The organism is Chryseobacterium sp. MMS23-Vi53 (genome assembly GCF_047651245.1).
Taxonomy (GTDB): domain Bacteria; phylum Bacteroidota; class Bacteroidia; order Flavobacteriales; family Weeksellaceae; genus Chryseobacterium.
This window is the reverse complement of the sequence record NZ_CP180265.1, coordinates 2,960,785-2,979,362: the sequence shown is the minus strand read 5'-3', so window position 1 is coordinate 2,979,362 and position 18,578 is coordinate 2,960,785. Positions and strand designations below refer to the sequence as shown.

Sequence of the window (18,578 nt, the reverse complement as noted above, 5' to 3'; positions counted from 1 at the left end):
TTATCTGCCAAAACTTGGTAGCAAAAAAAATTGAAAAAAACTTATTGTCCCTAAAAATTCATGATTAGTATCGTTAGTCCTGTTTATCGTGCAGAGAAAATATTACCTCTGCTGGTTTCTGAGATTTCTAAGGTTGCTCAGAAAATCGGTGAAGATTATGAAATCATTCTTGTTGATGATCGAAGCCCTGATAATTCATGGGAAGTAATGAAATCTTTAGCCAAAGAAAATCCTAAGTTAAAAATATACCGATTGAGCCGAAATTTTGGTCAACATCCTGCTATCATGGCAGGTTTAAGCAAAACCAAAGGCGATTGGATTGTTGTAATGGACTGTGACATGCAGGATCAACCCAAAGAAATCGAAAAAATGTATCATAAAGCTCTTGAAGGGTATGATATGGTACAAGCAAAAAGAAAAGAAAGAAAAGATAATGCAATCAAAAGGCTAACTTCACAATATTTCATTCGTACATTCAATTATCTTACTGATATGAAGGTAAATGAAGAAGTAGCCAACTTCGGGATTTACCATAGAAAAGTCATCAATAGTATTTTGGATATTAATGATTATATAAAAGCTTTTCCTCTTTTTGTCAATTGGGTCGGTTTTAATCGTTACGAAATAAGTGTTGAGCATAGCGGGAGAATGGAAGGAAAAAGTAACTATAGTTTTAGTAAACTGTTTTCATTGGCATTTAACATCATCGTATCTTTTTCTAATAAACCTCTAAAAATATGTGTAGGTTTTGGGGGAGCAATATCACTTTTATCTGTTTTTGTTGCCATATTCTTTTTAATTCAAACTCTTCGCGGAAAAATTACTGAACCGGGATATAGTTCATTAATATTATCAATTTGGTTTTTATCTGGGGTAATTATCTGCTGCATTGGTATTGTAGGATTGTACGTCGGAAAAACTTTTGACGAGGTAAAAAACAGACCTGTATACATTATCGATGAAGAAATAAAAACAGAGCAAAGATGAATAAAATACTAATACTACAATCCAATTATATTCCATGGAAAGGATATTTTGATCTCATCGAGACCAGCGATATTTTTGTGATATACGATGATATGCAATACACAAAAGGTGACTGGCGAAATAGAAATATGATAAAAACGGATAAGGGGTTGAAATGGCTCACTATTCCAGTTGAAAAAACATCTTTATCTCAAAAAATAAATGAAACGAAAGTTGTTCAGAACAAATGGAATAATTCTCATTGGGAAACGTTAAAACAAAATTATAAACACGCAAAAAACTTTGTTGATGTAAAAGATTTTGTTGAAGATCTGTATGCAAATGCTACACAGGAATATCTTACCGACGTAAACATTTATTTCATGGATCATTTGTGTAGATTTTTAGATATCGATTTTAATATTAAATCATCAAAGGAATTCTATTTGGTTGAAAATAGAACCCAGCGACTTGTAGATATCTGTACACAACTCAATGGGAATGAATATATTTCCGGTCCTGCCGCAAAAGCCTACATGGAAGAAAATATATTTAACGAAGCTGGAATCAACCTTCATTATTTCGATTATTCTGGATATCCGGAATATTCACAGCTTTATCCCCCTTTTGAACATGGGGTCACGATTTTAGATCTCATCTTTAATGAAGGAACAAATGCCAAAAACTTTTTAAAAACCAAATCATTACAAAAATGAAAACACTTGCTATAATTGGTTCAGGAGAATTGGGAATGCAGATTGCCAATTTTGCGATTCAGGACAATCATTATCAAAAAGTTGTATTTTTTGATGATTTTGAAACCAGTTCTGAAAAAAGCGGCTATGAAGTTTTAGGTGGCACTGAAAAAATAGAACAGGCTTTTGAAGACAAAAAGTTTGATGAACTTATGATCGGGATTGGCTACAATCATTTAGAAAAAAGAAAAGAAATTTATCTGAAATATAGTACAAATATTCCTTTCGGAAAAGTTGTTCATTCAACGACAATACAAGACAGTTCTTCCAAAATTCTTGATGGAACAGTCATTTACCCGGGAACAATTCTTGATAAAAATGTTGTAATTTCTGAAAATTGCCTTCTCAATCTAGGGTGTATCATTGCCCATGACAGTAAAATAGGGGGCCATTCATTTTTTGCTCCAGGAGTAAAAATCGCTGGGTTTGTAACGACAGGAGAAAAATGCTTTTTAGGCATAAACTCTACAATTATAGATAATAAAAATATAACAAATGATGTAAAACTGGGTGGAAATACTACAGTAACGAAGGATCTTGAAGAATCCGGAACATATGTAGGAAGTCCCGCAAGAAAAATTAAATAAAATGATTCCTTTTAATAAACCCTTCCTTACAGGAAAAGAAACAAAATATATAGAAGAAGCTGTTGCTACCGGAAAAATTTCAGGAAATGGTGTTTTTACACAGAAATGTCAGCAGTTTTTTGAAGAAAAATATGGGTTCAAAAAAGCCTTACTTACTACATCTTGTACGGATGCATTAGAAATGTGCGCAATTCTTGCGGATATACAATCCGGAGATGAGGTTATCGTTCCGAGCTACACTTTCGTTTCTTCAGCATTAGCTTTTGTGAGACAAAATGCACACATAGTTTTTGCCGATTCGTATGCAGATAATCCCAATATTAATGCGGATAGAATTGAGGATTTAATTACAAATAAGACCAAAGCAATCGTTATCGTACATTACGCAGGAATTGCCTGTGATATGGAAAAAATTCTTGAAGTTGCGGAAAAACACAATATCATTGTAATTGAAGATGCTGCACAAGCTATTGATAGTTATTATACCTTTAAAGATGGAACAAAAAAAGCATTGGGCAGCATTGGTCATCTAGGCGCATTTTCTTTTCATGAAACTAAAAATATTATTGCAGGAGAAGGTGGAATGTTGACTATTAATGATGAAAGATTCATAAACAGAGCAGAAATCATTTGGGAAAAAGGGACAAACCGTTCTATGTTTTTCCGTGGTGAAATCAACAAATATGGTTGGGTAGATACAGGATCTTCATTTCTTCCAAGCGAAATTATTTCAGCATTTCTTTGGGCTCAGCTGGAAAATATTGATCTTATTCAGGAGAAAAGGCTGGCAATCTGGAACAAATATCATGAAGGTTTAAAGGATAATAAAAATATTTCTTTACCGCTAATTCCTGAATATGCTACAAATAATGCACATATGTTTTATATAGTTTGCAAGGATCTAGAGTCTAGAACCCAACTTATAAAAAAGCTTAAAGAAAATGATATTTTAGCTGTATTCCACTATCTTTCTTTACATAAAAGTGAGTTTTATGCTCAAAAACATAAGAATGGAGAACTTCTAAATTCGGATCATTTTGAAGATTGTCTGCTAAGACTTCCTTTATATTATGAATTGAACGAGGAGCAACAGCAAAAGATTATTAACACAATAAATGAATTTTAAATTTATATTTTAAGATGAAAAAAATCAATACAGAATTATTTAAAGATAATTTTCACGAAAAGAATGGGAAATACATTTTTGTACCTGTTCAGGAAGAAGTTGTAACAGATTTTCTTGATAAAATTAAATATAAATTGAAAAAATTCGGGAAATTTTATAATCTGCTTATAGAATTTATCAGTCCTGTTTATCCTCAACCATTATTTGATATCAGAAAAATTATTAAAAATGAGATCAAAGGAAAAAACGTTGTTGCCCTAAATTTAGGAAGCGGAAGTTCAGATCTTGGAGAAGATCTTCTGAATGTAGATCTTTTGCCTTACGAAAATGTAGACGTCATCTGCGATATAGAAAATATTCCTTTTAAGGATAATTCTGTGGATTATATTATCAATATTGCGGTTTTGGAGCATGTTCCCAATCCACAAAAAGTAATCTCCGAAATTCATAGAATTTTAAAACCAGGAGGAAAAATTTACTGTTTTATTCCTTTTATGCAGCCTTTCCACGCTTCGCCGTATGATTTTCAAAGGTTTACTTATGAAGGGATGAAGCATCAATTCAGAGAATTTGAAATTTTAAAATTGACACCCATTGGTCCTACTTCCGGCATGCTTTGGGTAGTGCAGGAATGGTTTGCCTTGATTTTTTCTTTCGGAATTAAACCTCTCCATACGATATTATATCTTTTGTTTATGGTTCTTACCTTTCCGATAAAGTTTTTGGATGTAATATTTCAGTTTTATCCAATGAGTAAAAATGTAGCTTCCGGATTTAGTATTTGGGCTCAAAAAAAATAGTTCATGGAAAAAGTTCAATACAGATATGAAAATATAGTAAGCTGGATTTTTGTTATTGGTGCACTTTTTACTGGCTTTATTGTTTATTCAAATCTTGATAAAGGTTTCATTTTCAATGATGAAGCTTTTTATCTTTTTTTATATAAAGACCACGAAAGTTTACCCACGGTAGATTCCACCAATTTCTATCGGATTTTCAAGTTCCTTTTTACCGAGAATATTTATAAATTCAGACTCATAACGTATGGATTATTAAATATTTCTACGTTTATATTTTACTTTTTGGCAAGTAAATATTATAAATTAAAAGTCAGTCCTTTCTTTATTGGTATTCTCGGAATAACCATTAATTTTTTCACTTGGGGAATCAGTAATATTGCAATACATCAATATATTGGAAATACAATTTTAATTAATATCTCCCTTTCACTGCTGCTTATTTATCTGATTTATAGAAAATTATTTCCACTAATCATTTCAGGATTTTGTCTTGGAATATTACTATTTAACGGAATTCCTCACACAATAGTTGTTATTCCTATTGGTGCGTTTCTATTCATTAATTTTTGGAAAAAAGATAAAAGACCAGTCTTCTACATTATTGCAGGCGGCTTATTGGGAATTGTTTTTTATTTTACTTTCATTGAAAGTTTTTCAAAATTTGTTTCCCAGTTTGAATGGATTAAATACTATAAGGAATTTCACACAAAACAGCACCCAAAAAGATTTTTTATATTTTGGATTTTAAAAGTTGTAGGTTTTATATTTATTCCGGCAGGAATGCTGATTGGATATTTGCATAAATTTTCAAAAAATAAAATTCAGCAGTTAAATTATATTTTAATGATTTTAGCTGTAATTTTTGTGATTTCGACCCTTTTCTATCCGATAATTTTTATTAATTATGTTCTTTTAGCATTATTAATTTTCAGGTATTTTTTAGAAGATATTAGTCTGGAAAAGAAAACAATGCTGGTTGTATTTTCACTGATTCCTTTTGCCCTTTCATTCGGCTCAGGCGCTTATTTTGAAGCAAGAGGAAATCTGTATGACATATACTATTATATTGCTTTAGTAGCCATAATTTTATCTTTGTATAATATTCGGTTTTACTCTATTTTTATTTCACTTTTCATTTTCCAATGTCTTATTTTTCCTGATAGATTAAAGGATAAAGGCTGGAAAGATTTTGTTTTTGTAGAGCAAACTGAAAAAGTAAACGTAAATGGCTCTGATTTATACTTAGATAAAGGAAGAAAAAAAGATATCGAAGATCTGCGACCCTATTTGGAAAATCAGCCTAATGTAATTTATTCTAGTAATCACCTGATGGGTTATTTGTATATTTTAAATGCAAAACCTCCTATTTATTATTATTTTACATTAAAAAATTATATTTCATTTATTATTAAAAAAGTAGGAAAAACACCCGACGATTATATTTACATAGAAAGCAACGATTATCCTTTCTATCCAAAAGAAATTGTACCTTTAAAATTCGTAAGGAATCCGGAAAAATATAAAGTTGTAAAAACCGGAAGATTTACATTGTACCTTCCCTCAAATTTTCAAAAAAAATAAAAACAGATGTGTGGAATAGCCGGAATCATAGCTAATAATGCCCGAAACTATCATGAAGAACTGAAAAAAATGACCGATGCAATGGCGCATCGTGGTCCAGATTCTTCGGATTTTGAATTTTATGAAAATGCAGCTTTAGGTCACCGCAGACTTTCCATTATCGATCTTTCGGAAAACGGAAAACAGCCCATGTTTTCTAGTACAAAAAACGAATGTATCGTCCTGAATGGTGAAATTTATGGTTATCAAACCATCAAAGCGCAATATCCCGAATATCCATATCACGGAAGTTCCGATACGGAGGTTATTTTGGCAATGTATCAGAGAAAAAAAGGAAACCTTATCCACGACCTTCCCGGAATGTTTGCTTTTGCGATATGGGACAATGAAAAACAGGAACTTTTCTGTGCAAGAGACCGATTTGGGGAAAAACCATTTTTCTACGCCATCGGAAAAAACAATGAGTTTATTTTTGCTTCTGAAATCAAGGCTATTTTAGCATCCGGACTTATTCAGCCAAAAGTAAATCAGGAGGCTATTTCTTATTATTTACAATATGGGTATGTGAATTCTTATCACAGCATTTACGAAAATATTCATACGCTCCCTCCCGCTCATCAACTGATTTGGAAGGATGGCAAAGTACATATTTCAAGATATTACAGCTTACCGGCAAAAGACAGGGTTTTGAGTTTATCTGATGCAAAGGAAGAGTTTACTTATCTATTAAAAAATGCTGTAAAAAAACAACTCATTGCCGATGTTGAAGTTGGAAGTTTTTTAAGTGGTGGTTTAGACTCATCATCAATTGTTGCATTGGTTTCTGAGTTTTTACCGAAACAAACAACCATCAGCTTTGGATACGACCACGAACACAGCGAACTAAAATATGCTAAAGAAATTGCAGATAAATACAATACCAATCATATTGAAGTTCATGAAAAAAAGGAAGATTTAGCAACATCATTATTAAAAATTTCACCTTATTTCGATGAGCCTTTTGCTGATATTTCTTTTATTCCTCATTTTGAAATCTGTCGAAATGCAAAGAAAAATCTTACCGTTGTTCTTTCTGGAGATGTTGGAGATGAATTATTTGGTGGTTATAATTTTTATCGAGTTGAAAATCAATTAAGAAATCATTTCAGTTATAAAAATATCATTGCTAAGTTTGGTTTAAATTTATATCAAAAAATAAAACCAATTTCTTTCGTATCTCAGAAGAATTTGGCTCATGAAAATATTTTGGATTTCCATCAGAATTTTGTGAGAAATGCATTTAATTCAAAAGAAAAAAATGCATTGGGAATTACAGCAAATTATACGCAACCTTATAGTTTCGCACCAAATCCTGATTCTTTGAATGACATTATGAGAGTAGATCTGGAAGGCTATGTTCCGAGTAATATGATGGTAAAATCTGATAGAATGGCGATGGCAAACTCTTTAGAAGTAAGAACTCCTTTTCTTGATCTCGATTTTGCTGAATTTTGCATTCAACTTCCTGAACAACTGAAACTGGATAACGAAAACGATAAAATCATTCTTCGTGAAGCGATGGGATCTTATTGGACAGAAACCATCAGAAAACGCCACAAACAAGGTTTTGGAATGAGTGTAGAAAGTTGGTTTGAAGAAGAAAATCTGATCAATTTATCCAACGATTTATTGAAAGATCAGAATCAGAAAATATTTAATTATATTGATTTTAAAGCAACACAACAATTTCTTAAAAAAGACCATAAACACTGGAATCTTTTACAAATGGCGCTTTGGGCTCACAACAATCAAAACTTTTTATAATGCTTGATATTTCAGTAATTATTCCGGTTTATAATGCTTCGCAATTTCTGGAAAAATGTGTAGAATCTGCGGTTCGTTTTGATGAGGTGAAAGAGGTCATTTTGGTTGAAGATAAATCTACTGACAACTCGTTAGAAATTTGCGAAAAACTTGCTTCTGAAAATTCCAAAATAAAATTATTTCAGCATCCTGATAAAGGAAATCACGGAGCCGGAGCAACAAGAAATTTAGGTATTGAAAAAGCAACTGGAAATTTCATCACATTTTTAGATGCAGATGATTACTACCTTCCGAACCGATTCGATGCGGAAAAAGAGATTTTTAAAGATCCAAAAGTTGAAGGAGTTTTCAGCGCAATAGGTGTAGAGTATTTAACGGAAAAAGGAAGGCTAGAATATCAGAAAAAATTTAACGATGCTCCACTTACCACCGTAAATTATCCTGCAGAAGGAGAAGAGGTTTTCCGTGGTTTATTAAGTTTAACACCCCAACCTTTCGGTACATTTTTTCATTTAAATGCTTTAACAATCAGAAAATCTGCTTTGGAAAAAAACAATTTAAGATTTAATGTAAACCTTCGTGTTCATCAGGATTCGGATTTTAATATAAAACTGGCTTATCATTGTTATTTAAAATCCGGAATTATTGATAAGGCTGTCGCTATGCGAGGAATACATGATGATAACAGAATCACAAAAATTGTACAATATTCTCAACAATATAATGAAAGACAGCATATTTACTGGAAATCTTTGTACGATTGGGCAGATAAAAATCATCTTAAGAGCGAATATAAAAATAGATTTTATCTAAACTATAAATCATTCGATTTGTCTTTGAAAAAAGGATTAGATAAATATTTGAATATTGCTCTTGAAGCTCTTAAAAATCCAATTATTCTAAAGACAAAATATAGGTTTCATTACTATAAATAATCGTCTAGTTTATTCAAAATGAAGCTCAATAACTTACAAATATTAAGAGGAATTTCAGCACTATTGGTTTGTTGTTATCATTTTCGAGAATATATAAATTTTGAAAATCTAAAACTGGGTAATATTTTATTTATTAACGGAAGTATTGGGGTTCAAATTTTTTTCGTGATTAGCGGTTTTATCATGGCTTTTACGACCAAAAACTTAGATGTAAGTAAAAATATTTCCACTAAAGCTTCATCATTCTTTAAAAAGAGAATAATCAGAATTGTTCCTTTGTATTATTTACTCACCCTTGCATGGATGGTTATTGGCGGGAGTTTTTTATTTTATTTTGAAAGAGAAAATTTCTCCAGATTGTTCTATTCGGTTCTGTTTCTTCCACAAAAAAACACTTTTCCTGTTCTGTATTTAGGCTGGTCTCTCAATTATGAAATGTTTTTTTATTTTATTTTTGGGTTATCACTATTTTTTAAAGAAAAAAGATACATTTTCATTGGTTCATTTTTCTTTGTGTCTTATTTGTTTGGACTTATTTTCAACTTAGAAAATGCTTATTTACAAATGGTCACAAGCAATCTGAATCTTTTCTTTGTTGCCGGTATTTTATTATTCTTTATTTTAAATAAATATCCAATCACAAAAAAATGGGGAGCTATCATTTCCAGCATCGGAATTTTATTCTTTTGTCTCATGTTTTTTAATATAATTACAGTTACAAATCAATTGTTATTATTAATAATCATTACTCTTTTTGTTTTATCATTTTTAATGTTCGATTATACTTTTCAATTTAAGGGGAACAGAGCGCTTATTTTTTTAGGTGATATTTCCTTTTCTCTTTATCTTTCACATCCTTTTGTCGAAATATTTTTCAGACATTTTAAAATTGAGGGATATCTTAATATTCCTTATTTAATTTTTAAAATCTTTGTTGTCATTTTTGTTGCCGGAGTTTTATATTATTTTGTTGAAAAAAAACTTACCGATTATTTAAAGTTAAAATTGAAAGCATAACCTGAGTTCATTATTCATAAAAAAGATCAACTTTATTGAAATTTTTGTCGTAAATATTTCAATTTCTTTGTATCTTTCTCATCCATTTATGCATGCAGCTTTTAGAAGTTTACACCAAATTAATATTTTTATGTACCTCATTCTATTTTTAGAAACCTAGTTACTATTTTTGTAACCAGGTTTTTTAAGATATTTTACAGTTGACAATGGTAAAAAATAAAAAAATTTAAAAGCATAAAGATGAAAATTTCCGTAATCGTTCCCGTATACAATGCCGAAAAGTATGTAATTCAGGCTGTAGAATCTGCTCTTCAGTTTGAAGATGTATATGAAGTAATTTTAATTGAAGATAAATCGCCGGATAATGCGTTGGAGGTTTGTCAACAATTAACTCAAAAATACGACAGAGTAAAGCTTTTTCAACATCCAGACAAAGGAAATCATGGAGCGGGCTCAACTAGGAATTTAGGCCTTGAAAATGCTACCGGAGATTTTATTGCATTTCTTGATGCAGATGATTATTATCTTCCCAATCGGTTTGATGCCGAAAAAGAACTTTTTAAAGATCCAAAAGTAGAGGGCGTTTATGGTGCTTTAGGTGTTCATTATTATTCTGATAAAGCAAAAGAGCAATATTATCACCTTTTTCAAGATAATTTAACAACTGTTTACAAAAAACATGAGCCTAAGGAAGTTTTTCCCGGGCAAATTAATATGCGAGGAAGCTTTGGTCTTTTTAGCATCGATTGTTTGACAATAAGAAAAGATGCATTAATCAAAAAATTAAAACCTTTTTTCAAAACTCATTTAAGGCTTCATCAGGATACTGAATTTTTGTTCAGACTATCCTATTATCTAGATCTTTATCCCGGTATTTTAGATAAAGCTGTTGCAATGAGGGGAGTGCATGAAAGTAATAGAATAACTGTTATTGATACAAAAAAAGTAAAACCTGCCACAACAAAGGTTTTACTGTGGCGAGAAATTAACAATTGGGCACAAAATGAAAAAACGCTTCCGGAAGATGTAAAAATACATATCAACAGAATGCACAGAAGTTTTGAGATTGCTCTCGCACCGACGATTAAAAAGTGGAGCATGATCGCAAAATATATCATTACGGATTATCCAAGTATTCGTTCAGGTGTTTATAATATTAATTTCAGGGATTATCTTATATGAAAGTAAGCTTTTGTCTGAAAAGAAAAATCACTTATTCTACTTGAAAATTTCGCAATAAAAATAATAAAAAAAACTCCGACATTTTTTTTATATAACATGTCGGAGTTTTATCTTTTATTCTTATTATTTTTACTTTATAAAAACACCAATGTATTTACCTTCGTATTCTACAACAGTAGTTTCAATATTATTTTTTTCACAAAAATCCTGATAAGAAGAATTGTCACCAATATCATCGCTGATAAACACCCCTCCTCTATTCAGTCTCTTATAAACTTCCTCATAAGCCCATAATCTACCATTATATGCTTTATCAGAATCATAATGCAAAACATCGAAATTCGAACTTTCAGCAAAAATTTTAGGTAAAGACTCTTTGTCCGCAAAACGGAATAATTTCCAATATTTTCTAAGATTTTCGGGAACTACATACCCTACATATTGATCTCCGTCTTGCGCCAGATATGGCATATCCGAACTATACAAAGTACCTTCTCTTTTCTCCAAAGATAAAAGTGCTGCCAAAGAAGACCATCCATACGCTACTCCTGTTTCAATTACGTTTTTAGCATTCGTAAATTCACAAGCGTAATAGATTAATTCCAATGCTCCCGGACCTCCCATTTTAATAGGACAAGCTTTTTCTTTTTGATCCGCGGTTTTTAAAATATCAGCGTATGTACTTCTGAAAGGTTCAATATCAATTCCGAAAAGTTTCTTAACAGCTTCTTTTTGAGAAACTGCTCTGGAAGCTGCCCAGGAATTGGTTTTTTCTTTTCCCTTGAAAGCATTTCCCCTGTTTACGGTGTTTTTAATGATTTTCCTTCCTAGTTCCGGATACAAATCCGGTCTTTTAAGATACGCGACAAATGTTTTGAGAACTCTTACTATTTCACTCACTGTGTTAAATTTAAGACACAAAAATAAAGATTTTTCCGTAATCTTTAAGATATAATTATATTTGTAAAAATTTATTAACACAAATAGATGAAATTTTCTATTCTAATTGCTAATTACAACAACGGAAAATTCTTTAAAGACTGTTATGATTCTATTATTGCTCAGGAATATAAGAACTGGGAAGTAGTTATTATAGACGATCGGTCTACGGATAATTCTGTGGAAATTATTAAAGAAATCATTGAAAACGACGAAAGATTTAAACTTTATGAGAATGATGCCAATTATGGAGTTGGTGTTACAAAAGCCAAATTAATCGAAGATGCAACTGGTGATATTTGTGGATATTTGGATCCTGATGACATTATAAAACCCAATGCCTTGAAAAGTGCAGTAGAAGTTTTAGAAAAAAGAAAAGATGTTGTTCTTACCTATTCGAGGCTGGCAAAATGCGACCAGAATCTGAATATTTTATCTGAATTTCAATCTGCAATGCAGGTTCCGAACGGACAAGATACATTTTTTAATTTTCCTATTCAGATTGCTCCTTTTGTAGCTTTTCGAAGAAATGTTTATTTAAAAGGAAAAAAAATAAATCCGGAACTTAAGATAGCTGAAGATCAGGATCTGTATTTCAAAATGTACGAAGTGGGCAAAGTACATTTTATCAACCAAACCGATTATTTGTACCGAGCCCATTCAGGCGGAATTTCACAAAATGACAATAAGGCAAAATCTTATAATTATTACGCTCGTTCCATTTGGGAAGCAATGCAAAGAAGAAATTTAAAATATATCAATGGAAAACCTGTTCCTGAAAAATATACAGATCCACAGGAAATTTTTTCGTTGTTAGAGTATCAGAATAAAATACTTTTCCGCATTAAAAAGAAATTAATTATTATTTTACAAAAACTTTTCAGTTAATGTCAGATAACAAAAAAATAAAAGTCCTTTTCAGACACCGTTCTATGGAAATGGGAGGTGTGGAAAAGGTGGTTTTAAGCATGTTTAATAATCTCAGCCGAGATAAGTTTGATTTTACAATTTGTCTAAATATCAATCAGGGAGAACTTCGCAATGAGTTTCCTCCTTATGTAAGAAAAGTTTTCATTACAAAAGGCAGAGAAGATCTTTCTAAACGTCCGTTCATTCAGAAAATACAATTGGTCAGAAGAAATCTTAAACTGAAACAAGCTGAAAAAGATCCAAGAATTGCAGATAAATTATTAGGTGAAAAATACGATGTAGAAATTGCTACAACCTATGCAATTTATAAGGCTGTACTGAATTCAACCAACAAAAATTCAAAAAAAATTGCATGGCTTCATTCTGATCTTACGCTTCCAGGATTCAATCCATATCGTGAAGAGATCTTCAACAATATGAAGCAATTCGATTATATTATCTATGGTTCTCAACAATGCAAAGATGCTTTGGATGAAAAATTTCCTAATGAAAAATTTCCTCCCGGTCAAGTTGTTTTAAATGCAATTCCGATTGAAGATTTAAAGTCAAAAGCCAAAGCATTCACTCCCGAATTTGGAGATACTCCAACTTTTGTTTCTGTTGGAAGGCTTCATTTCCGGAAAGGCTATAGAACCCTTTTAGAAACTCACAAAAAATTGTTGAATGACGGTTTTATCCACAATATCAATATCATAGGTGATGGTGAAGATTATGAATTGCTTTCAAAAAGAATTGAAGAATTGGGAGTACAAAATTCTTTCAAACTTCTTGGTACACAGATGAATCCTTATCCTTATGTAAAAAATGCAGATTTTTATGTAATGCCTTCGGAAAGTGAAGGATGGCCATTAATTATTGCAGAAACATTGATTCTCCAAAAGCCAATTTTGGCAACAAATGTGGGCGGAATTCCAGAAATGATCGATCATAACATTACCGGTTATCTTACAGAATATTCTGAAGAAGGTTTATATAATGGAATAAAAGAATTCTTAACCAAAAAAAACACGGTTGAAAATATTCAGGAAAACTTAAAAAACATTGAAGAACGTTTTGATAACAAGAAAATTTTTGATGCTGTAGAAAAAATTATTGAAACAGTTGTTGCCAAATAAACCATTCTATCTCTTTACTTTTTATAAATTTGATAGAAATAAAATATAACATTACACAAATATTCGTCGATGAATACCTTTATAGAAAATTTATATCAATCGTTTTTACAACACAAAACAAACGACTGTTTCCAAATTGAGGACAAAACTTTTTCCTATGAAGAAGTTTTAAATATATCCAGCCAAATCAGGCATCAACTTCATACAATAAATTCTCAAAATGTCGGAATTTATCTTACAGATGATGTTTATATGTATGCTTCAATTCTAGCTATTTGGTTTGAAGGTAAAACATATGTTCCCATTCATCCTGATTTTCCTTTAACTAAAAATTTAAGTGTAATTCAACAAGCTGATATTGATACTATTTTAAGTTCAATTGAAACCAAAGAAGATTTTGGAGTATACATTATCAATACAAAAAAAACATTTGAGGTTGAATTTCTTTCACCAAAAGAATCTGCATTAACGAGCAATGCATATATTCTGTTTACTTCTGGAAGCACAGGAAATCCTAAAGGTGTTCCTATTCAGTTTTCAAACTTGTTTTATTTTTCAGACTCCTTTCATTCAACTTTTGGAAAACTGACTTCTGAAGATTGCGTTTTGCAAATGTTTGAACTTACTTTCGACCTTTCTGTAATGAGCTATTTAATTCCTTTTTTAAATGGGGCTAAAGTTGTAGGTCTTCATAAAAAGGAAATGAAATTTTTGCAGATTTTGGATTTACTAGAAGCCAATGAAATTACTGTCGCATTGATGGTTCCAAGTATTTTAAATTTAATTATTCCATATCTTGATCCTTCTATTATAAACGAAAGTCTACGTTTAAACCTTTTTTGTGGGGAGGCATTATTGGTAAAACAAATTGAAGGCTGGAAAAGTTTTATTCCAAATGCGTCTATTCATAATGTTTACGGTCCTACTGAAAACACTATTTTTTGTACCAATTACACTGTTGAAGAACCAATTAAAGAAAAGAAAGGCATCATCAGCATCGGAAAATCTATGGAGCACAGCAATATGAGTTTCATTGATGAAAATGCAAATGAAGGCGAGCTTTTACTTTCAGGAAAATTTCTTACACAATCATACTGGAAAAATGAGGAAAAGACAAATGAAGTATTTATTCAAAAAGACGGAAAAATATTCTACAAGACCGGAGATTGGTGTTTAAAAAATGAAGATGGAGATTACTTTTATATAAATAGAATTGATTTTCAGGCTAAAATCAATGGTTTTCGTGTAGAATTAGCAGAAATTGAATATTTTGCCAATCAGAAACTAGAAAACGCAATTAGTGTGGCTGTTATTCATAAAGATCAGAATGATAATGATAACCTAATTCTTTTTATTAATGACATTAACTCAAATGAAGAAGAGGTAAATAATCATTTAAAAAATAATTTGCCGGATTATTGTATTCCATCAAAAATTATAAAGCTGGAAAATTTCCCAACAAATACTTCAGGAAAAATTGATAGAAACGAATTAAAAAAATCTCTTGTATGATTATAAGAAAAGCAACTCAGGAAGATATTCCATTTATCATTAAAGGAATTTTTGCCATTGAAAACACAGGAGAAACCAATACTTTCAGCAATATGTTTGAGACAGATAATCAAACAACATACAATTATCTGGAGCAATTTTTCTTGGATGAAGAAAATTTCGATACAGAGTTTTCATTAAACAGCTATACAATTGCCGAAGTTGACGGAGAACCAGCAGGAATGTGCGCACTGATTTTTACCGATTCAAATTATTATCAGAATAAAGGAGAATTGTTCCCTATTCATTTGAATGGAGCACATTTGAGCTCATTTATTAAAAATGCAAAAATTTTACCCGAAGTTCGAAGTCATCAGGAAAATAAAAAATTTCTTGAATATCTCTTTGTGGATGATAAATTTCGTGGAAAAGGTGTTGCTGATGAAATCATAAATCATTTAGCATTAGAAGCTAAGAAAACCAATAATAAACTATTTTTAGACGTTTTGGAAAGCAGTCCGTTCTTATTTAAGTTTTATGCTAAATTCGATTTTGTTCCAACAGAAACCTTCAACATAGACAATCCTGAAAACAAGATTTATCCTTGCATTCAGAAAACTTTGTTGTGTAAAAATTTAGAAAATTAATCGAATTTTTCTGATCCTATAGCTTCTACAAGATCACTGATTGTATTTACGCTTCTGAAACCTCTTGGATTCAACTTTACATCAAACTGATTTTCAACCAACTGCATTACCAAAACAGCAGATAAAGAACCATAGCTTTCCAGTTCTTTGAAATTGGTTTCAGGAGTAATGTTGGTTGTTTCGTTTAGTTCTTGTTTTAGCAGGTCACAAAATTGCTCGATCTTCATTGTGTTTATAATTATGTTAATATATTAGAACGAGCAAATTTATAAAATAATTTCTATTTTTGTTTCACTATGATGATTTATAAAATTTTAAATAAAATCTCCACTACAATTCAAGATATCCAGCATTCCATTTATGTGAAAGTTTGCATAAATAATGGTTTAAAATTGGGTAAAAATGCAGTGGTAAGAAATAATGTTTCCTTTGGTTCCGAACCTTTTCTTGTTGAAATTGGTGACGAAACAAGAATCGCTTCAGGAGTAACTTTCGTAACCCATTCCGGAGCCACAATTAATATCAGAAAGCTGGAAGGCTACGAAAATGTAAGAAATTTCGGACGTATCAAAGTTGGGAAAAACTGCGCAATCGGCAGTAATTCTGTGATTTTACAGGATGTAGAAATTGGAGACAATTGTGTCCTAGGAGCCAATTCCGTCCTATCTGAATCTATGCCGGAACATACTGTTTATGCTGGAAATCCTGCAAAATATGTATGTGAAATTGAAGATTATGCCGATTTCTTGAAAAAAACAACTGTAGATTATCCTATCGAACTGGAAAAAGATAGAAAAAAATTAAATCAATGGTTGATTCAGAACTTACCCGAAAAATTCAAAACTGCAAGATAGTGGCGAAGAAAAAAATCCTCATTCGTATTGGTTCTCTGCGCCATGGCGGTGCCGAAAAAGTTTTAGTAACGTTTTTAAAGAACCTCCCAAAAGAAAAATATGAGATTGATTTATTATTAAATCTTAATTCGGGAAAATATCTACCAGAAGTTCCTGAATGGATTAATATTTTACACCTTCATAAAGGAGAAATGATTACCACGAATCGCCCTCACGAAATCCCCCGGAAAGCTGCGAGAGTACTTCATGAAAAAGTCCTGAAAAAATTTCCGAATATTTTATATAAAGGAAAATTAAAGGATAAAAAATACGATATTGAATTTGCAGCAATCCACGGAATGCGTGATGAAATCCTGGGTTCACCATTAAAAAACTCAAAAAAAATAGTATGGATTCACAATGATCTTTCGCAAGTGAAAGATTATACGAACGATGAAATCCGTAAGTTTTTTGGTTTTGATAAAATCATGGTAATCTCTGAAAAAATTGAACAGCTTTTTCATAGTTTAGCTAAAAATGAAAACGAAAAACAAAAGATTGTAAAAATTTATAATCCTTTGGACACAGAAGAATTTATTCATAAAGCCGAAAAACCAATTCTTAATTATCAGTTTGATGAGGCTGTTCCTACTTTTATTTCCGTTGGAACGGTTTTCCCACAGAAAGGTTTTGACCGGTTATTGAGAGTCCACAAAAGACTTCTGGATGAAGGTCTCAATCATAAAGTTCTGATTGTGGGAGACGGCTATGATTTTGAAAATATTAAAAAATTAAAATCAGATCTTGGAGTTGACAAAACGGCTACCATGCTGGGTTTTACAGACAATCCCTATCCTTATTTTAAGAAAGCGGATTTCTATATTTTAAGTTCGAGATACGAAGGTTTTCCAACAGTATTATTTGAAGCAATAACCTTAAAAAAAAGAATAATTTCCACTGTGGTTTCAGGATCAAATGAAATGCTGAATGATGGCGAATTGGGTTTGATTGTTGAAAATTCCGAAGAAGGAATCTATCAAGGAATGAAACAAGCATTGACAAACCCGGAAAGTTTTGAAAAATATTCTGAAAAACTGAAAGATTACGAAATGCCTTTCAATCTGGAGAATTCGGTGGATAAAATCAGTTCTATTTTAGACGAATTATAATTAAATTTAATCATCTCAAAAAACGTAGATTTTCTACATTTGTTTATGGCAGATCAATATTCTACTCTTCAAAAAGACTTTTACCGAGAAAGTGGAAAATGGCTTTCTACAATTCAGATTTGGAAAAAATGCATCAATCCGAATCTTCATTTTATTTATATTTTAAGGAAAGCACAACAATCAGGAAAAAAGTCATTACCCGGGATTTTTTGGAGAATAGTTTTAAGGCATTATCAAATCAAATATGGTTTCCAGATTTACCCTGAAACCGAGATTGGGGATGGTTTTTATTTGGGACATTGGGGAAGTTTGGTCATTAATCCAAAAGTTAAAATTGGTAAAAACTGCAATATTGCTCAAGGTGTAACAATCGGACAACAAAATCGTGGAGGCAAAGCAGGTTTTCCAGTTGTTGGCGATGAAGTATGGATAGGTACTAATGCTGTAATTGTTGGCGGAATTACAATTGGAAACAATGTTCTTGTTGCTCCAAATGCTTATGTAAATTTCGATGTTCCGGCAAATTCTGTTGTTATGGGAAATCCTGCGAAAATTTATGAAACTAAAAACGCAACGGAGTCTTACATTAACAATAAAATATAATTATCCCTCATTTACCTTCCATTAAAATATTAAAACAAAACACCCAAAAGAGTTCAAAATTTTAACACAATCAACTTATTTACAATTAAATATATAAGT

Annotated in this window: 19 protein-coding genes; 17 read left to right on the top strand and 2 right to left on the bottom strand. The window is 31.3% G+C overall.

The annotated features are described in order from the left end of the window. Nucleotides 1-60: 60 nt before the first annotated feature. The 10 genes from ACKX2A_RS13260 (at nt 61) to ACKX2A_RS13215 (ending at nt 10,752) form a co-directional block, all read left to right on the top strand. Nucleotides 61-987: a glycosyltransferase family 2 protein gene (locus tag ACKX2A_RS13260; RefSeq protein WP_415325249.1), complete on the top strand. Its 927-nt coding sequence runs from the start codon at nt 61-63 to the stop codon at nt 985-987. Beyond that, entirely contained in the window at nt 984-1,682 is a 699-nt protein-coding gene (locus ACKX2A_RS13255; protein WP_415325248.1) for a WbqC family protein, read from the top strand. The genes ACKX2A_RS13260 and ACKX2A_RS13255 overlap by 4 nt, the downstream gene beginning before the upstream one ends. Next, nucleotides 1,679-2,308 carry an acetyltransferase gene (locus ACKX2A_RS13250; protein WP_415325247.1) on the top strand — a complete coding sequence of 210 codons (630 nt, stop codon included), beginning with the start codon at nt 1,679-1,681 and terminating at the stop codon, nt 2,306-2,308. Before ACKX2A_RS13255 ends, ACKX2A_RS13250 begins: the two co-directional genes overlap by 4 nt. A gap of 1 nt (nt 2,309) precedes the next feature. Further along, entirely contained in the window at nt 2,310-3,434 is a 1,125-nt protein-coding gene (gene rffA / locus ACKX2A_RS13245) for a dTDP-4-amino-4,6-dideoxygalactose transaminase (protein ID WP_415325246.1), read from the top strand. A 14-nt stretch (nt 3,435-3,448) separates the two neighbouring features. Then, on the top strand, nt 3,449-4,234 hold the full coding sequence (locus ACKX2A_RS13240) for a class I SAM-dependent methyltransferase (protein WP_415325245.1): 786 nt from the start codon (nt 3,449-3,451) through the stop codon (nt 4,232-4,234). 3 nt (nt 4,235-4,237) lie between these two features. Continuing rightward, entirely contained in the window at nt 4,238-5,815 is a 1,578-nt protein-coding gene (locus ACKX2A_RS13235; RefSeq protein WP_415325244.1) for a hypothetical protein, read from the top strand. 6 nt (nt 5,816-5,821) lie between these two features. Further along, nucleotides 5,822-7,618 (top strand): asparagine synthase (glutamine-hydrolyzing), encoded by a 1,797-nt coding sequence (asnB, locus tag ACKX2A_RS13230; protein ID WP_415325243.1) that lies wholly within the window; start codon nt 5,822-5,824, stop codon nt 7,616-7,618. Further along, nucleotides 7,618-8,553, top strand: coding sequence for a glycosyltransferase family 2 protein (locus ACKX2A_RS13225; RefSeq protein ID WP_415325242.1), 936 nt, complete (start codon nt 7,618-7,620; stop codon nt 8,551-8,553). The genes asnB and ACKX2A_RS13225 overlap by 1 nt, the downstream gene beginning before the upstream one ends. A gap of 18 nt (nt 8,554-8,571) precedes the next feature. Beyond that, on the top strand, nt 8,572-9,570 hold the full coding sequence (locus tag ACKX2A_RS13220; RefSeq protein ID WP_415325241.1) for an acyltransferase family protein: 999 nt from the start codon (nt 8,572-8,574) through the stop codon (nt 9,568-9,570). 240 nt (nt 9,571-9,810) lie between these two features. Beyond that, nucleotides 9,811-10,752 carry a glycosyltransferase family 2 protein gene (locus tag ACKX2A_RS13215; protein ID WP_415325240.1) on the top strand — a complete coding sequence of 314 codons (942 nt, stop codon included), beginning with the start codon at nt 9,811-9,813 and terminating at the stop codon, nt 10,750-10,752. 129 nt (nt 10,753-10,881) lie between these two features. Here the strand turns inward: ACKX2A_RS13215 and ACKX2A_RS13210 are convergent, their stop codons facing one another. Next, nucleotides 10,882-11,652, bottom strand: coding sequence for a class I SAM-dependent methyltransferase (locus ACKX2A_RS13210; protein ID WP_415325239.1), 771 nt, complete (start codon nt 11,650-11,652; stop codon nt 10,882-10,884). A gap of 87 nt (nt 11,653-11,739) precedes the next feature. Between ACKX2A_RS13210 and ACKX2A_RS13205 the strand changes: the two genes are divergently transcribed. The 4 genes from ACKX2A_RS13205 to ACKX2A_RS13190 all read left to right on the top strand — a co-directional run bounded on the left by ACKX2A_RS13205 (nt 11,740) and on the right by ACKX2A_RS13190 (nt 15,874). Next, nucleotides 11,740-12,579 (top strand): glycosyltransferase family 2 protein, encoded by an 840-nt coding sequence (locus ACKX2A_RS13205; RefSeq protein WP_415325238.1) that lies wholly within the window; start codon nt 11,740-11,742, stop codon nt 12,577-12,579. Continuing rightward, on the top strand, nt 12,579-13,736 hold the full coding sequence (locus ACKX2A_RS13200; RefSeq protein ID WP_415325237.1) for a glycosyltransferase: 1,158 nt from the start codon (nt 12,579-12,581) through the stop codon (nt 13,734-13,736). Before ACKX2A_RS13205 ends, ACKX2A_RS13200 begins: the two co-directional genes overlap by 1 nt. Nucleotides 13,737-13,805: 69 nt before the next feature. After that, the gene (locus ACKX2A_RS13195) at nt 13,806-15,248 is read left to right on the top strand and encodes an AMP-binding protein (RefSeq protein WP_415325236.1); all 1,443 of its coding nucleotides are present in this window, start codon (nt 13,806-13,808) and stop codon (nt 15,246-15,248) included. Then, nucleotides 15,245-15,874 (top strand): GNAT family N-acetyltransferase, encoded by a 630-nt coding sequence (locus ACKX2A_RS13190; protein ID WP_415325235.1) that lies wholly within the window; start codon nt 15,245-15,247, stop codon nt 15,872-15,874. Before ACKX2A_RS13195 ends, ACKX2A_RS13190 begins: the two co-directional genes overlap by 4 nt. Here ACKX2A_RS13190 and ACKX2A_RS13185 read toward each other — a convergent pair. After that, nucleotides 15,871-16,101, bottom strand: a complete 231-nt coding sequence (locus tag ACKX2A_RS13185) for an acyl carrier protein (protein WP_415325234.1) — start codon at nt 16,099-16,101, stop codon at nt 15,871-15,873. The genes ACKX2A_RS13190 and ACKX2A_RS13185 overlap by 4 nt on opposite strands. 69 nt (nt 16,102-16,170) lie before the next feature. Here ACKX2A_RS13185 and ACKX2A_RS13180 point away from each other — a divergent pair, with 69 nt between their 5' ends. Genes ACKX2A_RS13180 through ACKX2A_RS13170 form a run of 3 tightly spaced genes read left to right on the top strand, consistent with a single transcriptional unit; the run spans nt 16,171 to nt 18,479 of the window. Next, nucleotides 16,171-16,728, top strand: coding sequence for an acyltransferase (locus ACKX2A_RS13180; protein ID WP_415325233.1), 558 nt, complete (start codon nt 16,171-16,173; stop codon nt 16,726-16,728). Beyond that, a complete protein-coding gene (locus ACKX2A_RS13175) occupies nt 16,683-17,876 on the top strand; it encodes a glycosyltransferase (RefSeq protein WP_415325232.1) in 1,194 nt (397 codons plus the stop codon). Before ACKX2A_RS13180 ends, ACKX2A_RS13175 begins: the two co-directional genes overlap by 46 nt. Nucleotides 17,877-17,921: 45 nt before the next feature. Further along, nucleotides 17,922-18,479, top strand: coding sequence for a serine acetyltransferase (locus ACKX2A_RS13170; protein WP_415325231.1), 558 nt, complete (start codon nt 17,922-17,924; stop codon nt 18,477-18,479). Nucleotides 18,480-18,578 lie beyond the last annotated feature (99 nt).

Coding starts and splice junctions, on each gene's coding strand:
- ACKX2A_RS13250 (WP_415325247.1), top strand. CDS start 1,679: ATGAAAACACTTGCTATAATTGGTTCAGGAGAATTGGGAATGCAGATT.
- ACKX2A_RS13190 (WP_415325235.1), top strand. CDS start 15,245: ATGATTATAAGAAAAGCAACTCAGGAAGATATTCCATTTATCATTAAA.
- ACKX2A_RS13225 (WP_415325242.1), top strand. CDS start 7,618: ATGCTTGATATTTCAGTAATTATTCCGGTTTATAATGCTTCGCAATTT.
- ACKX2A_RS13205 (WP_415325238.1), top strand. CDS start 11,740: ATGAAATTTTCTATTCTAATTGCTAATTACAACAACGGAAAATTCTTT.
- ACKX2A_RS13220 (WP_415325241.1), top strand. CDS start 8,572: ATGAAGCTCAATAACTTACAAATATTAAGAGGAATTTCAGCACTATTG.
- ACKX2A_RS13260 (WP_415325249.1), top strand. CDS start 61: ATGATTAGTATCGTTAGTCCTGTTTATCGTGCAGAGAAAATATTACCT.
- ACKX2A_RS13255 (WP_415325248.1), top strand. CDS start 984: ATGAATAAAATACTAATACTACAATCCAATTATATTCCATGGAAAGGA.
- asnB (WP_415325243.1), top strand. CDS start 5,822: ATGTGTGGAATAGCCGGAATCATAGCTAATAATGCCCGAAACTATCAT.
- rffA (WP_415325246.1), top strand. CDS start 2,310: ATGATTCCTTTTAATAAACCCTTCCTTACAGGAAAAGAAACAAAATAT.
- ACKX2A_RS13240 (WP_415325245.1), top strand. CDS start 3,449: ATGAAAAAAATCAATACAGAATTATTTAAAGATAATTTTCACGAAAAG.
- ACKX2A_RS13175 (WP_415325232.1), top strand. CDS start 16,683: ATGGTTGATTCAGAACTTACCCGAAAAATTCAAAACTGCAAGATAGTG.
- ACKX2A_RS13180 (WP_415325233.1), top strand. CDS start 16,171: ATGATGATTTATAAAATTTTAAATAAAATCTCCACTACAATTCAAGAT.
- ACKX2A_RS13185 (WP_415325234.1), bottom strand. CDS start 16,101: ATGAAGATCGAGCAATTTTGTGACCTGCTAAAACAAGAACTAAACGAA.
- ACKX2A_RS13195 (WP_415325236.1), top strand. CDS start 13,806: ATGAATACCTTTATAGAAAATTTATATCAATCGTTTTTACAACACAAA.
- ACKX2A_RS13215 (WP_415325240.1), top strand. CDS start 9,811: ATGAAAATTTCCGTAATCGTTCCCGTATACAATGCCGAAAAGTATGTA.
- ACKX2A_RS13235 (WP_415325244.1), top strand. CDS start 4,238: ATGGAAAAAGTTCAATACAGATATGAAAATATAGTAAGCTGGATTTTT.
- ACKX2A_RS13170 (WP_415325231.1), top strand. CDS start 17,922: ATGGCAGATCAATATTCTACTCTTCAAAAAGACTTTTACCGAGAAAGT.
- ACKX2A_RS13200 (WP_415325237.1), top strand. CDS start 12,579: ATGTCAGATAACAAAAAAATAAAAGTCCTTTTCAGACACCGTTCTATG.